The sequence below is a fragment of the Butyricimonas synergistica DSM 23225 genome (genome assembly GCF_000379665.1).
Taxonomy (GTDB): domain Bacteria; phylum Bacteroidota; class Bacteroidia; order Bacteroidales; family Marinifilaceae; genus Butyricimonas; species Butyricimonas synergistica.
On the sequence record NZ_KB903367.1, the window covers coordinates 207839 to 223357 of the forward strand.

Below are 15519 nucleotides of genomic sequence, written 5' to 3' on the forward strand. Positions count from 1 at the left end.
TAAACATGAATTGGCATGGTGGGTAGTGAAAAAATATTGTCATTGTATAAACGAGATGAGAAGGTGGCGATGCAGTTGCTTTTTGATGTTTATTACGACCCTCTTTTATTGTATTGCAACCGTATGGTACATGATGCGGAGGGAGCGGAAGACATCGTGCAAGAATGTTTCGTGCACCTGTGGTTCTCCCGGCGATTGCAAAGTTTTGAGGGGGATTTGGACCGGTTTATGTTTCAGGCGGTGAGGTTTCGAACGATTAATTATATCCGGGATAAACATCGCCGGGGTAAAATGCACGATGATTCTTCCGTTGATGATTATATTTTACCCGGTATTCTCCGGGAGGAGGAAGCGGGACAAGAGATTGAGTTGTTGTATCGTACGATAAATCGCTTGCCGGACGAATGCCGGAAAATATTTTTGATGGCAGCTCTTGACGATATGAAATACCAAGAGATCGCCGACGCCTTGCAGATCAGTGTGAATACCGTGAAAACTCAAATGAAAATAGCCCTCCGGTTTTTGCGGGAACATTTGAATAAAGAATCTTTTTCTTCCATTTTGCTTTTCTTCGTGGAGGGCGTGTTTTAATTAATTTTTTTTGCCTTGCCGCAAAAAAAAAATTCATTTTCTTTTCACCCTAAATGAAAAGTGTGGTGATATATAAGTAAACGACCCATAATAATGAGAATGAAAGAAAATGAAATAGATCGGATTTTGGCAGACCTTGTTGCGGGGGAGTGTATTTCCGCGGAGGATCGGCAAATCTTGGAAAACTGGAAAAAGGCTTCCGGGCGGAATTCTCGTTTTGAACGGGAGATTCGGGAAATAGCCTCTTCCGGTGCGAAATTGCATCAGCGGCGGAAGAATGCGATTGTTTTTGAACAAGTGGAGCAAATCGTGAGAAAACAACGGGGGAGAGTCCGGTTGGTTCGACACTTGTCGGTCGCGGCAGGTTTTGCTTTGTTCTTGGGTATGGCGGCTTATTTTATGCTTGCAGGAGAGCGACAAAAGGGGACTTCCGCGCAGGGTATTGCCGCGAGGATCACTCCCGGGAGTGTGCGGGCGGAGTTGCTTTTGCCGAGGGGAGAGGTGGTTCATTTGGATTCCACCACCCAAGTGGTGCTCGCTGCCGATAGCTTGAACCCGCGGGTGGTGAGCAACGGGAATATGCTAATTTATGGTGCGGAAGAGAAGAACGAGCAGGTGGAGTACCACACGATTCGGGTACCCCGTGGCGGGGAATATAATTTGCAGTTGGCGGATGGTTCCAAGGTCTATTTGAACGCGGGATCCTCGTTGCGTTATCCCGTCCGGTTCGCGGGGGAGCGGCGGGAAGTTGTTTTAACCGGGGAAGGATATTTCGAGGTGGCAAAAGATACCGCCCGTCCCTTTGTCGTGAAGGCGGGCGAGATTGACGTGCGGGTGTTAGGGACGGCGTTCAACGTGAACGCTTACCCGGAGAGGGGAACCGTTGCCGCGACGCTGGTGGAAGGTAGCGTGCAGGTGAATTATAAAGCGGGGCAGCAAGTGATACGACCCGGTATGCAACTCGTGTATGACAAGCAAAACGGGAAGGCGGAGGTGAACGTGGTGGATACCGAGGTGTACACTTCTTGGAAAGACGGGTATTATTATTTCAAGCGGGAACCGCTGGAGAATATCATGGAGGTGCTTTCCCGGTGGTATGATTTGAATGTCTTTTACCAGAACCAAGATTTGAAACGCATGGAATTCGGGGGACGCTTGAAGCGTTATGACGATATCGGTTATCTGTTGAAGAAAATGGAGGAAACTCAAGATGTTGAATTTATAATAAAAGGAAACACGATAACCGTGCAAAGAAAAACAGATTGAAGACCTGATCAATCTTCAACCTGCCGTTAATCAAATATACTTTCCCACTCATTTGCACCGATAGGGAAGTATATCATGTACAATTATAAATACAAAACTATGAAAAAAAGGCGAAATTGCGCTTGGCGATGCCATGGGAAGTCATGGCGAAAAATGTTAATGTTTATGAAATTGTTGAGTGTTTTACTATTTGGTGTGTGTATGTCAGTGAGCGCCAGTGTGCTGTCGCAAAATGCGAGAGTGACGGTGGATATGCGAAACGTGGCATTAACCACGGTGTTGGAAGAACTGGGGAAGCAGTCGAAGTGTGATTTCTTCTACAATTACGCTTTGATGCAGACGAAAGGGATGGTCAGCGTGAAAGCCGAAAACCGGGAACTCGGGAAGGTGTTGGAAGAGTTGTTGCCCGGGTTGGGATTGGCATTTACTTTTGACCGGAACGTTGTGGTGATCCGGGAGAAGGTCGACGACGAGAAACCGAAATCCGTGCGGGTGAAAGGGTACGTTTTCGACAAGCAGAAGCAATCCATGCCGGGGGTGACGGTGAAAGTTTCCGGGCTGACCATCGGGACGTCGACGAATGCCCAAGGATGGTTCGCCCTGGATTTGCCCATGACGAGCGGAACGTTGGAGTTCACGTTTATTGGGTTTAAGAAGAAGACGCTGGACTTTACCGAAAAGATGGCGAAAGACACGTTGCGCATCACGATGGAAGAGGACGTGCAGGAGTTGGACGAAACGGTGGTCGTGGCTTTCGGCCAGCAGAAGAAGGAGAGCGTCGTGTCGGCGATTACCACGGTGCGCCCGATGGACTTGAAGTCGTCGAGCAGTGACCTGACCACTAGCTTTGCCGGTAAAATCGCCGGTATCGTGGGGTGGCAGACGGGTGGTCTTCCCGGTGCGTTGACCGAGGAGGAGATGAATACCAAGTTCTACATCCGGGGTATTACCTCGTTCCAGACGGGGGCGAACATCGACCCGTTGATCCTGATCGACGGCGTGGAGTCCTCCAAGCTGGATCTGGCGCGTATGGCTCCGGAGGATATCGAGAGTTTCTCCGTGATGAAGGATGCGGCGGCGACAGCCATGTACGGAGCCCGCGGGGCGAACGGCGTCATCCTCGTGACCACCAAGAAAGGGGAGGAAGGCAGCGTCTATACCTCCGTCCGCTACGAGGCAGTGGCTTCCATGCCGACGAAGAAACTGGACATTGTTGACCCCGTGACCTACATGCGCATGTACAACGAGGCACTGATGGCGCGCGACCCGCTTGCCACGCCGCGTTACTCCGCCTTGGACATCAGCCGCCGGCAGAGCAAGAGTTTCCCGTCGTGGGCTTATCCCGCCAATGACTGGATGGATATCCTCTTCAAGGATATGTCCGTCAACCACCGTTTGGGCGTCAACATCCGGGGTGGTTCGAAGGTGATGCAATACTACGCGTCGGTCAACTATGTCCGGGACATGGGTATGCTCAAGACCGACCGCTTGAACGAGTTCGACGTGAATATCAAGAACAGCACACTCTCGTTCCGCGTCAACTTGAACGTGAACTTGCACCGCAACATCAAATTGCTCTACAACAGCCAGACCAATTGGGACAAATACCACGGTCCCATGGAGAGTGTGGCGCAGGCTTACAAAATGGCGTTGGAAGCCGATCCCGTGAGGTTCGCCCCGACCTATCCCGCCGACCTGGAGCATAACTGGGAGCATATCCTTTTCGGCGCGTTCTCTGTGACGGGACAGGAAAACCCCTACATGCAGATCCATGCGGGTTACCTGGAGCGGAACCGGTACAGCACGACCAACCAGTTGGAATACATCCACAACCTCTCTTCCCTGGTGAAGGGACTGGAGTTGCGCGCCCGCGTGGCGTTGAGCCAGTCGGGCTACTATTCGATGCCCTTCTCTACCAAACCCTATTTCTACCGGCTGCAAAGTTTCGACGAGTCCACGGGCGTGCACAAGCTCTATGCCCTGAACCCTTCCTCGGGTGACCGGACGATCGATTTGCTCGACAGTGATAAGCAATCTTACATGGATACCCGCCTGACCTACGAGTTGCGCGCTTACCACACGGCAGCGTGGGGCGACCACCAGACCAGCCTCACGGCGGTGCTCAACGCCATGGAATCGACGAGTTCCGCACCGAATAAGTACCTCGAGGCGGTGGAACACCGGAATTTAGGGTTCTCCATGCGTGGAACGTACGGGTTCAAGGACCGCTATTTCGTGGAGGCGAGCTTCGGGTACAACGGTTCCGAGCGTTTCGCCAAAAAGAACAAGATGGGATTCTTCCCCGCCGCCGGCGTGGCGTACGTGATTTCCAGCGAGCCGTTCATGGCGGGTGCCGCCAATTGGCTGCCTTTCTTGAAATTGCGTGCCTCTTACGGGAAAGTCGGGAACGACGGGATTATCAATACACCCCGTTTTGTCCATTTGCCGGAGGTTGTGAGTTCCGATGTAAATTCCCAGCAGCCCGGAGAAACTTCGACCAAGGGGTGGAAAATCATGAATTACGCCAACGAGAACATCAAATGGGAAATCGCCGAGCAGGTGAATGTCGGCGTGGAGGCAAAACTCTTCAAGGGCATCGGTGAGTTCACCCTGGACGTTTACCAGGAGATCCGCCACAACATCCTCTCCTACCGGACGGTCATTCCCGCCCATGTGGGTGTCGAGAGCTTGCAGCTCGACAACATCGGCAAGGTGCGTTCCCGGGGGCTCGATTTTTCCGGGAAGATCCAGCACGCCTTCTCGCCCGACTTGTGGATTATCCTGAACGGAACCTTCACCTACAACAAGGCGACTTACATGAGCCTCGAGGAGGCATCCGACACGCCCGAGTGGCAACGCAAGACGGGGCATGAAATCTCGCAGCAGGTCGGTTACATCGACCAGGGGCTGTTCCGCGACGACGCCGAGGTTGCCGCCGCCCCCACGCAGAGCGGGCAGTACGGTCCCGGCGATATCCGTTACCGGGACGTGAACAACGACGGGATCATCGACATCAAGGATGCCGTGCATATCGGCTTCCCCGAAACCCCGCGGATCACGTACGGTTTCAGCGGCTTCATCAACTACAAGGGATGGGAGTTCAACTTCGCTTTCCAGGGTTCCGGCAAGCGCGGCTTCTTCATCAACCCGAGGAGCATCTCCCCGTTCTATAGTGGAAATGTGTTGCAGGCGATTGCCGACGACCACTGGACGCCCGGGAACATGAAAAACCATCCCCTCTGGCCCCGCCTGTCGGTTCAAAACATTGCCTACCACAACCAGGAAGAGGGAAATTACGAGGCAAGTTACAGTTCACCGACGGCTTACAAGAGCACCTATTTCATGCGCGAGTGCAGTTTCTTGCGCTGCACGGCACTGGAGTTGGCGTACAACCTGCCCGACGCCTGGAAGCGCAAGATACGGATGCAAAATGTCAAGGTTTTCGTGCGTGCCAACAACCCGTTCATCATCACCAACTTCAAGTTGTGGGATGTCGAGTTGGGCGGTGAAGGTTTCAATTACCCGATCCAGAAAACCTATGCTATTGGCTTGAATTTTAGCTTCTAACTTGAAAACAAATTACATGAAAATGAATTATATGAAAAAAATTATCAGCATCGCCTGCCTGTCCGCCTTCCTGTGGACGGGATGCGATTACCTCGACATCGTGCCGGAGAACGATGTCAAGTCGGTCGAGACCATCTTCGAGCAGCGCGCCCAAGTGGACGGCTGGGTGGCGACCTGTTACCGGAACATGTCCGGCATGGCGAACCTCTGTTCCAATTTCGCCTTTACCGGCGCGGATGAGCTGGTCGGGAACGATATCCTGCGGGAGGGAATGGGTTCGTTCAACCCTCCGATCGTCGGTTTCCGGATCGGCGACGGGGTGCAGTCGGCGTTGAACCCCATCAGCGATTCCTGGACGAACACCTCCTATTATTCCACCATCCAGTATTGCAACACCTTTTTCGAGAACATCGGCAACACGCTGAACATGGAGCAGGAGGAGAAGGACTTGTGGACGGCGGAAGTGAAAGCGGTCAAGGCGTTCCTCTATTTCCAGCAGTTGCGCAAATACGGGCCGATCATCCTGCTGCCCACGACCATCGGGGTGGAGAAGAGTGTATCGGAGATGAAACTCCCGCGCAGCCACGTGGACACCTGTTTCAATGAAATCGTCCGGTTGCTCGACGAGGCGATAGAGGTGCTCCCGCTGCGGGCGGAGAAAACGGCTGCCCGCCAGGGATACTTCCACAAGGAGTCGGCGCTCGCCCTGAAGGCGATGGTGCTGGTCTACCAGGCATCGCCCCTCTTCAACGGCAATTCGGCGTACTCCTCTTTCCGCAACCGGAAGGGCGAACCGCTGTTCAGCACGTCGGTCGACAAGGAGAAATGGCGTCGTGCCGCCGAGGCGTGCGATGAAGCAATCCGCGTGTGCGAGGATGCCGGCTGGGGGCTGGTGCGGGGCAACACGGGAGAAGCCTCCCCGCTGCTCAACACGCTCAAGGACATCGAACAGTCCGTGCAGGCGCCCGGCAGCGTGAGCAAGGAGATTGTATTCCAAACTAAAACGCAGCATTCCGATATGATGGCTTGGTACTTTTTCCACGCCCATACTTTGCCGATCATCCTCAATGCTTCCGGTTATAACGACAAGGTGCAACGGGCTCCTTCGGACGGTTCGATGTCGCCTTCCATGAAGATGGTGGAGATGTATTACACCGAGAACGGCCTGCCCATCGACATGGACAAGGATTGGGAGTTCGCGAAACGCTACCAGATGGGCGAAGAGCCGCGCTCGAAATACGACCGGGTTATCCCGAGAGGGACAAAGGTACTCAACCTGCACCTGAAACGCGAACCGCGCTTTTACGCCAGCATCCTCGGCGACCGCATGAATTGGCGGGGATGCATCAAGGACAACGCCAACGAAAAGCAGCAACCGAGGGTCATCGAGGCGCGCAAGGGCGAATATTTCGGGACGGACCTCTCCTTCCGGAGTACCCGCGCGAACCAGAACCTCACCGGTTATTGGTTGATCAAGCACATCTACACCGACCTGGTGGTGGATAATTATCTCGGCAACGTGAATGCCAAGGGCGACCTGCCCATGCCGCTTATCCGGATGGCGCAGCTCTACCTGATGTCCTCGGAGGCATGGAACGAGTACCTCGAAACCCCGGACGACCGCGTCTATGCCGGTATCGACAAGGTACGCACGCGTGCCGGCATCCCGGACGTGAAAAAGGCGTGGGGCGAGCATTCCCTTAATCCGGAACTTGCCACGACCCAAGTGGGCATGCGCCAGATTATCCGCCGCGAGACGAACATCGAGCTGGCATTCGAGGGGCAGCGCTTCTGGAACCTCCGCCGCTGGCTGGAAGCCGACGTGTTGAACGAGCCGCAGATGGGCTGGAATATCGTCGCCGACTCGGAGGAAGGCTTCTACAATGATTACAAGGGACCGGTGCCCGCCTGGTCGCTGCGGGGATTCATCGCGCCGCGGGATTACTTCTTCCCCATCAAATCGCAGGAGGTGATGGTGTCGGGCGTCGTACAGAATCCGGGATGGTAAAATGGAGTATAAACAAAAAAAGATAAAAAAGATATGAAATACAAATGGTTATCGATATTATTCCTGTGGGGTGCCTGGGCAGCCTGCGAGGATGACGCGGCGGTTTTCGATGCATCGGTGCCGGCGGAGGGGATTACTTTCGTTCCCGTGAGCGGCGGGGCGGTGATGCGCTATGCCTTGCCGAAAAACACGGACATCTACGCCGTGCGCGTGCGCTACGTGAATGAACAGGGCGAAGAACAGATGAAGGACGGGAGTGTTTATGGCGATTCGCTCGTCCTGTCCGGTTTCAATGCCCCGCGGCAGGAAGTGGCGGCGCGGATTACGGTGGTGGACCGCAACAACGTGGAGTCCGACCCCCGGGAGTGCACCTTTTCCACCTTGCCCTCTGCGGCGTTCGCGGTTGCCGACAGCATCCGGGTGGAGAACGTCTGGAACGGCCTTATGCTGAAGGCGAATTATGAAGGAATGCCGGCAGGGGAGGGCATCGACATCTTCCGGGTGGGCATCAATCCTTTCACGAAGGAGCGGGACACCTTGTTCCTGTCCAATTGTAAGGTCGCCCAACGCCTGAACCAGTTTGTCCAGGTGGAAAGCGAAGAGGACGAGAACACCATTGTAGTGAAGACCGTGGATGCCAACGGCTATTACGTGCGCACGCGCGTGTTCACCGGCGTGAAGATTTTGGCAACCGAGCCGTATCCGCGCACGAAGCTGGCGGTTTCCGACCCGGGAAACTTTAGCGAGGAGCGCGGCTCGTCGGATGACTGGAGTGTAGCGGGGCAGCTGGGAATCAAGTATTTGATCGACGGGGATGTGAAAGGATACGGAAGATTGAAAAATCGCGAGTTAAATGATTTTTACACGTACATGACCAAAGCGGACTCCAAAAACAGTTACGTGGTGCTTACGCTGGCAGAACCGAAAGTGATTGCTAACGTGCGCCTGTATGCCATGTTGCGAACGAATTCTGGCAATTTGCCTGATCCGGTAGTCAATCAGGAGGATTATCTCCCTTCTCACGTGAAGGTGTTCGGTTCCAATGACATGGAGCATTGGGATGAACTGGCGGATTTTTATCAGCCGATTGATTCAGAGTATGAGAATATCTGGAGCTGCCATTCCTCCATCGGGGATTTGACGGAAGATAATCTGAACCGGGCGGATCCCGTGTTCATGACCTTGACCTGTCCGACTGACGGCACGGAATATAAATACGTGAAGGTGCAGTGCCTGGACCATTTCGATTATTCGACTTGGAATGATCAATTCAGAAACTTCAGGAACATCTTTACCTACCAGGAATTGGAAGTTTACGTACAAAAAGATTAAGCGATGAAACATAGATATATTTGCATATTGGGAATGCTTGCCCTGCTGTTTGCCGCGGGCTGCGAAGATTTGAAAGACACTTACGACGACTATGCGGGTGACGGTCCCGTGCGCTACATGGCGCGTTGCTCGGACGTGAAGGTGGAAAGCGGCTGGGAGTGCCTGCGCGTGTTCTGGAAGAATGCCCTCGACCCCAACCGGGAGAAGATTCTGGTGCGTTGCGTTTCGGAATTGTCCGCGTTTGACACGATCGTGCCGGCGGATGCCGAAGCGTGTGAAATCAAGGGATTGCCGGATGCCACCTACACGGTGTCGGTAGCGGCGCTGTCGGTGGCGGGGGACACCTCCCTCACCAATAACCTGGAAGCGACGGGGCGGCCCTATTCCCTTGGCCACGAATCGGTGCAGGGGTTCACGACCGGTATCCTGAAACACGTGTTCATTAGGAACAACCTGGTGCTGTTCATGAACGAGTGGAATGGGGAGCGCATGGCGAATTTCACGCTGCACTACACGGACACGGAGGGCAAGGCGAAGGATTTCAACCTGAAAGAGGCGTTCGACGCCGGGGACTACCTGCTGCGGGATGTGGATCCCTCGAAAGAAATCGTCCTGACGCGCCAGGGATACCTGGAAGGCTGCCCGGATCTGATCACCTTCCCCGAACGTACCCTGGCGAAAGGCAACGTGACGATGATGGGGGATTTCAGGAACCTGCTGATGGAACGCTACGGGGAGATTACTCCCGAGCTGCTGGAGATGGAGGAGCTGGAACTGGATTATGACCTGGCGTCGATGGAAGACATCCTTTACTTCCCGAACCTCAAGAAACTGGTGTTGGGCAAAAACCGTTATTACTCGAACGGAATGGCAGTCCGGCTGACCGATAATTCCAAGGTGAAGCGGATGTATTTCTGCGCGAACGTGTTGAACGAGCTGAACGGCGGGATGGACATCGACGTGTACACCACCGGTTACGGGGACTGTTACAACTTCGTGCAAGCCGATTACAGCGGCAACAAGTACGAGGGCACCGTGAACGAGATGGGGGCGGCACTGTGGCCGGATTTGGCGTTGCTCGACACGGAGGGCTGGACGGTGGACATTACTCCCGCCGGGGAGACCCCGGAAGGGTTCCGTGCGGAGATGTTGTTAGACGATGATCCCAAGACGCGGTGGGTACCGAATACCGGCGAGACGCAGCGGTCGTACAACCTGACCATTGACATGCAGGAGGCCCGGACGATCCATGGATTGAAAATCGTGCAGGGACAGGTGGACTATACCTTGCAGGGTTACCTCCCGGAATCGGTCATCGTGCAGGTGTCCGCGGACGGACAGACGTGGACGTACCCGTGCCACATGGAAGAGAACACCCTGGGGACGAACAGCGGCGAAAAACGCCTGCTGAACTTCGCCGAGGAACAGACTGTCCGCTATATCCGCCTGACGGTGAAAGACCGCTACAATAGGAATAACACGGGTTGCGTGCTTGGTGACGTGATTCCTTTCTGACGTATAGTGTGTTTGTAAATAGGTTTATTTTGCCGCACCCCCTCCCGGGGTGCGTGCAAAATAACAACTGGAACATGATTTTTTTAGGTAAAAAAGGAAATGAAAAAAATAGTATTATTAATAGGAATGGTATTGGCGTCCTTCGCGTTTTGCCGGGCGCAGGAAGGATTTAAAATCACGGCGGAAACCTCCGGGGTGCCGGACGGGAAAATGTTGTTGATCAGCGAACGGGGCGACACGCTCGCCACAACCAATATGGTGGGCGGCAAGTTCGAGTTCACCGGGCGGGTGGACCGCGCGATGGCGGCGTATATCATGACGGCGGACGCGAAAGCGAGAATTCCCCTGATGATCGAGAACGCCGTGTTTAACGTGATCGCCAACGAGAAGATGGTCTACGTGGACGGCGGTGGTGCGGCGCAGGAATTGCTCCGCCAGTTTGATGCCATCAACGCGAGCGTCAAGCAAGAACAACAGCGGATGCAAAGCGAGGCGCAAAAAGCTTACCAGGAACAGAATATGCCTAAATTGCAGGCACTCCAGTCTCAATTCCAGAAATTCGTGGAGAAGGCCCAGAAGCAGGAAACCGAGTTGCTGCAAGCCAATGGCGGATCGTTCGTGGCAGCTTACGTGATAACCAATTCCATGAGGCAGGTGGGCTTGGAACGCCTGCGGGAACGTTACAATTACCTGACGGACGAGGTCAAGGGCGGTCCCTACGGGAAATTGATCGCGCAACAAATTGCCTTGTACGAGTCGCTGGAGGTCGGTGGCACCGCTCCTGATTTCACGGCAATGACCCCGGAGGGAGACACCCTCTCCCTGCACCAGGTGAAAGGCAAATTGAAATTGCTGGATTTCTGGGCATCGTGGTGCAACCCCTGCCGGCAGGAAAACCCGAACATCTTGAAACTCTACCAGAAGTACCAGTCCAAGGGTTTGGAAATCATCAGCTTCTCGCTGGATAACGATCCCCGCGCCTGGAAAAAAGCCATCGAGGAAGACGGCATGGTTTGGAAACATTTCTCCGACCTGAAAGCCCAAGGCTCTCCCATCGCCAGCATGTACAACCTCATGAGCATCCCCTATACTCTCCTGCTTGACGAGAACAACAAAATCGTCGGCAAGAACCTCCGCGGCGCCCAACTCCAGAAAAAAGTGGCGGAGCTGCTGAAATAAAGTTTGTAAGGTCCATAAGGTCAAAGGGCACGGGAGTCCTTCGGACAAAGTCTACGGCAGCCCTGCTGCCGTCAACAAAGCACCATAAACCTTCGACCTTACGGACCATAAAAAACTTTTTTATTGTTCATTTCCTATATTCCATTGCCATGAGAACCTTAAAATTTTTATTTTGCATTATTCTTTTCGTGAGTATCATGCCGGAGCTTCAGGCGCAAGTTTTGGAAAAGGAGGAGAGTGTATTTGGGTACATTAGTTACGGGCTTAAGGGAGATTCTCTTCGTTGGTATTCCCCCGGAGTGTTTACTTTTGAGATAGACAGTGTCGAGGAACGAAAGATATCCGAGGAAATTGTTCGTGAAGTGATTCCCGATACGTTGAAAACGATTCTTTTGAAGAAGTTTCAAGAAAAAAAACGCTCCGACGTTGGTATTGCCCGTGAAGTGGTTCCCGATACGCTTTCTTTTAAAAGGAGGCTTATAGAAAGACTAGAAAGAGAGACCAGCTTGAGTATCGACCTTTATTTCAATCCGGAAGGCAAAATCCTTAAAGCCGAAATCAAATTCAACAAAGCTCTTGAAACTTGCATCAAAGAGCAGGACGTCAATGCCATGTACCGGAAAATCATGAAGATGAAGATTGACATGGGGAAATTGAAAAACATTGCTTCGGAGCCGGGAAAACAACCGATTTTTGCGACTTGGTTTATCCCTGTCCGAAAGGTATTGTCTTTATAAAGAAAATAACGAAGCATAAACAAGTTCTTTGACATATTGGGACGAGAGAGAAAAAGCGAACCGAAGATAGAACCTTCGGTTCTGGTCCATAAGGTCTGTAAAGTCCGTAAAGTCTAAAGATCACGGGAGTCCTTCGGACAGAGTCTTCGGCAGCTCTGCTGCCGTGAACAAGGCGCCCGCAGGGTCCATGGACCTTCAGACCTTCAGACCTTATGGACCTTATGGACCTTATGGACTTTACGGACCCGAACCTTCGGTTCGCTCTTATAAACTTTATAAACTGTCCTCCCCCCTCAATCAAAAAAAATTGTACCTTTGTTGCAAGATAAAAAACTCGTACAGCAATGAAATACCCGATAGGCATCCAAAGTTTTGACCAAATCATAGAAGATGGTTACGTTTACGTGGATAAAACCGAGATGATTTACTCGCTCGTGAAGGAAGGAAAAATCTATTTCTTGAGCCGTCCCCGTCGTTTCGGGAAGAGCCTCTTGGTATCGACCTTGAAGAATTATTTTCTCGGGCGAAAGGAACTTTTCAAGGGGTTGGCAATCGACCGCTTGGAAAAAGACTGGTTGGAATACCCGGTGTTTCATATTGATTTTAACGGGAGCGATTTTCAAGAGGAGGGTACGCTGGAAAAGGTGATCGAGGAGCATATTTCTGCTTGGGAAAAGGCTTACGCCATTCTTCCGGATCAAAGCCGAGATCGGGGAATGCGATTCATTCAAGTACTGAGAGAGGCTCACGCGCGGGTGGGACGTCGTGCCGTGGTATTGATCGACGAGTATGACAAGCCTATTTTGGATGTCCTCGACACGGGACTGGAAACGGTTGTCGGGGAAAACCGGATGTCGTTGGAAGACCGCAACCGGGGAATCCTGAAAGGTTTCTACTCGGTATTCAAAGCCGCTGACGAGCACCTGCAATTCGTCTTGCTGACGGGGGTGACCAAATTCTCGCAGGTAAGCGTGTTCAGCGGCTTCAACCAACCGAAAGACATCAGCATGCACCCCCGTTACGAGTCGCTTTGCGGGATAACCCAGAAGGAGATGGAAAGTTACTTCGCGGAATCGATAGCAGCCATTGCCGCGAGAAGGCAGTGTAGTGCGGAGGAGATGAAACGACAGTTGAAATTTCAATATGACGGGTATCATTTCGGTGAAGAGATGGTGGATATATACAACCCGTTCAGCCTGTTGAACGCTTTCGATTCGGGTCGGATAGACGATTACTGGTTCAAAAGCGGAACGCCGACCTATTTGATTCGCCTGTTGCGTCACACGCGGGAAAACCTGAACGAGATGACCGGGCGTTATTACCGAACGCCGGAATTCGTGGATTACAAGGCAGACGTGGAGAAGCCGTTACCGATGATCTACCAGAGCGGTTACCTGACCATCAAGGGGTATGACCGCGAATACAATACCTTCCTGCTCGACTTCCCGAACAACGAGGTGAAGAACGGTTTCCTGAGCGTGATCGCCTCGGATTACTTGAAGCCCCGGACGGATATAAACAATTGGGTGCAACATGTCGTGGTCGCCTTGAGGCAGGGAAAGCCGGAAGAGTTCGGCGTGTTGTTGACCTCGTTCCTGAGCGACATCCCTTACACGATGCGCCGGAAAGAGAACGAGCGTGAGCGGGAACGTTACTTCCATTACACGTTCTACCTGATCTTGCGCCTGGTGAGCGTTTACACGGTGTACACCGAGAAACAGCAGAGCGAGGGCCGGGTGGATTGCATCGTGGAAACAGACCGGTACATCTACATCTTTGAATTCAAGCTGGACGGCACCGCCGCCGACGCCCTTCGCCAGATCGAGGAGAAAGGCTACGCCCGTCCCTACCTGAACGACCCCCGCCGGTTGTACCGCATCGGCGTCAGCTTCTCCTCCGAAACCGGCACGGTCGAGGAGTACGAGGTGGAACCGAAGGTCCGCTGAGTTTATAAAGTTTGTAAAGTTCATAAAGTAGAACCTTCGATTCAGGTCTGTAAGGTCGAAAGTCCATAAGGTCCGTAAAGTCCATAAAGTCAAAGGACTCCCCTGACCTTTGACTTTATGGACTTTCGACCTTACAAACTTTATAACCCCTTCTTTCTCTCCCGTTCCTCTTGTCATAGATTGAAAAATTAATCAACAGACATGAAAAAAGCGATATTGTTGTTTGTCGTGAGCTTGCTTTTCATGGCGGGCTTGTCGGCACAAGTGGATTTGGAAAAGAAATTACCCCGTGACCCGGAAATGGTCGTGGGGCGTTTGGCGAACGGCATGACGTATTATATCCGTCACAACGACCGCCCTCGGAATCAGGCGAACTTTTATCTGGTGAGAAACGCGGGCTTCCTGCTGGAAGAGGGTGACGGGCAGCGTGGCGTGGCGCATTTCCTGGAGCACATGGCGTTCCAGGGGTCGGAGCATTTCCCCGGGCGGGAGATGATCAAGACGCTGGAACGTCACGGGGTGCTGTACGGGCACGACATCAACGCCGTGACTTCGGACAACCACATCGTTTACCTTTTTAACAACGTCCCCACGGGCGACGAGCGATTCCTGGATACCTGCGTGATGATCCTGCGCGACTGGTCCTATTACCTGACCATCGACGAGGACCGGATAGACCGGGAGAAGAAAGTCATAGAGGAGGAGTGGAACATGCTGAACACGCCCGAGAAGAGGGCGCAGGACCAGATTGCGCGGGTGTTGCTGCAAGGCTCCCCTTATGCGGACCGGGACGCGCTGGGGACACCGGAGGCGATCCGGGCGATCGACGCACGGAAACTCCGGGAGTTCTACCACGAGTGGTACCGCTCGGACCTGACCGCCGTGGTGATCGTTGGCGACATAGACGTGAAGCAGATGGAACGCCGGGTGAAGAAGATTCTTTCCAAGATCCCGGCGGTGAAAAAAACGCCCCCCCCGTCCGGAGATCGAGATCCCGGCGCACGAGGAGATGTACTACTGCCTGGCGACGGACCCGGGGATCAACTACACGACCCTGAACGTCATCACGATGGTGCCCGAGCCCTCCCGGGAGGAGAAGAACACTTACGCCTACCTGAAAGAGGAGATCTTGATCCGGTGCTTCAACACGATGACCGGGAAACGTTTCGCGAGACTGTTGGCACAGCCGGATTGCCCGCTGGTGCGAGGGGGGATTAATTTCATCCCGTTCAAGCGGGGGTATTATAGTTACCAGCTCGGGGGAATGCCCAAGCCGGGGCAGGACGAGGCGGCGTTGCGTGCGTTGCTGATGGAGAACGAGCGGGTGAGGCGCCACGGCTTCATGGCGGGCGAGCTGGAGGAGGTGAAAGCGTCGCTG

10 protein-coding genes are annotated in these 15519 nt (G+C 53.4%); all 10 read left to right on the plus strand.

Annotated features, from left to right (window positions below):
• Positions 1-15 precede the first annotated feature (15 nt).
• The 10 genes from A3CY_RS0113350 to A3CY_RS0113395 all read left to right on the plus strand — a co-directional run bounded on the left by A3CY_RS0113350 (position 16) and on the right by A3CY_RS0113395 (position 15359).
• The gene (locus A3CY_RS0113350; protein ID WP_018338429.1) at positions 16-591 is read left to right on the plus strand and encodes an RNA polymerase sigma-70 factor; all 576 of its coding nucleotides are present in this window, start codon (positions 16-18) and stop codon (positions 589-591) included.
• Positions 592-684: 93 nt separating this feature from the next.
• Positions 685-1857, plus strand: a complete 1173-nt coding sequence (locus A3CY_RS0113355) for a FecR family protein (protein WP_018338430.1) — start codon at positions 685-687, stop codon at positions 1855-1857.
• Between the two features lie 165 nt (positions 1858-2022).
• On the plus strand, positions 2023-5424 hold the full coding sequence (locus A3CY_RS0113360; RefSeq protein WP_155828330.1) for a SusC/RagA family TonB-linked outer membrane protein: 3402 nt from the start codon (positions 2023-2025) through the stop codon (positions 5422-5424).
• 31 nt (positions 5425-5455) lie between these two features.
• A complete protein-coding gene (locus A3CY_RS0113365; RefSeq protein WP_026207653.1) occupies positions 5456-7432 on the plus strand; it encodes a RagB/SusD family nutrient uptake outer membrane protein in 1977 nt (658 codons plus the stop codon).
• Between the two features lie 33 nt (positions 7433-7465).
• Positions 7466-8764: a DUF4959 domain-containing protein gene (locus A3CY_RS0113370; protein WP_018338433.1), complete on the plus strand. Its 1299-nt coding sequence runs from the start codon at positions 7466-7468 to the stop codon at positions 8762-8764.
• Positions 8765-8767: 3 nt separating this feature from the next.
• Positions 8768-10279 (plus strand): discoidin domain-containing protein, encoded by a 1512-nt coding sequence (locus tag A3CY_RS0113375; RefSeq protein WP_026207654.1) that lies wholly within the window; start codon positions 8768-8770, stop codon positions 10277-10279.
• A gap of 99 nt (positions 10280-10378) precedes the next feature.
• Positions 10379-11458 (plus strand): TlpA disulfide reductase family protein, encoded by a 1080-nt coding sequence (locus A3CY_RS21070; RefSeq protein WP_081619467.1) that lies wholly within the window; start codon positions 10379-10381, stop codon positions 11456-11458.
• 149 nt (positions 11459-11607) lie between these two features.
• Positions 11608-12195, plus strand: coding sequence for a hypothetical protein (locus tag A3CY_RS21075; protein ID WP_155828332.1), 588 nt, complete (start codon positions 11608-11610; stop codon positions 12193-12195).
• A gap of 344 nt (positions 12196-12539) precedes the next feature.
• Positions 12540-14141 (plus strand): ATP-binding protein, encoded by a 1602-nt coding sequence (locus tag A3CY_RS0113390; RefSeq protein WP_018338437.1) that lies wholly within the window; start codon positions 12540-12542, stop codon positions 14139-14141.
• 201 nt (positions 14142-14342) lie between these two features.
• Entirely contained in the window at positions 14343-15359 is a 1017-nt protein-coding gene (locus A3CY_RS0113395; protein ID WP_026207655.1) for a M16 family metallopeptidase, read from the plus strand.
• Positions 15360-15519: the final 160 nt, after the last annotated feature.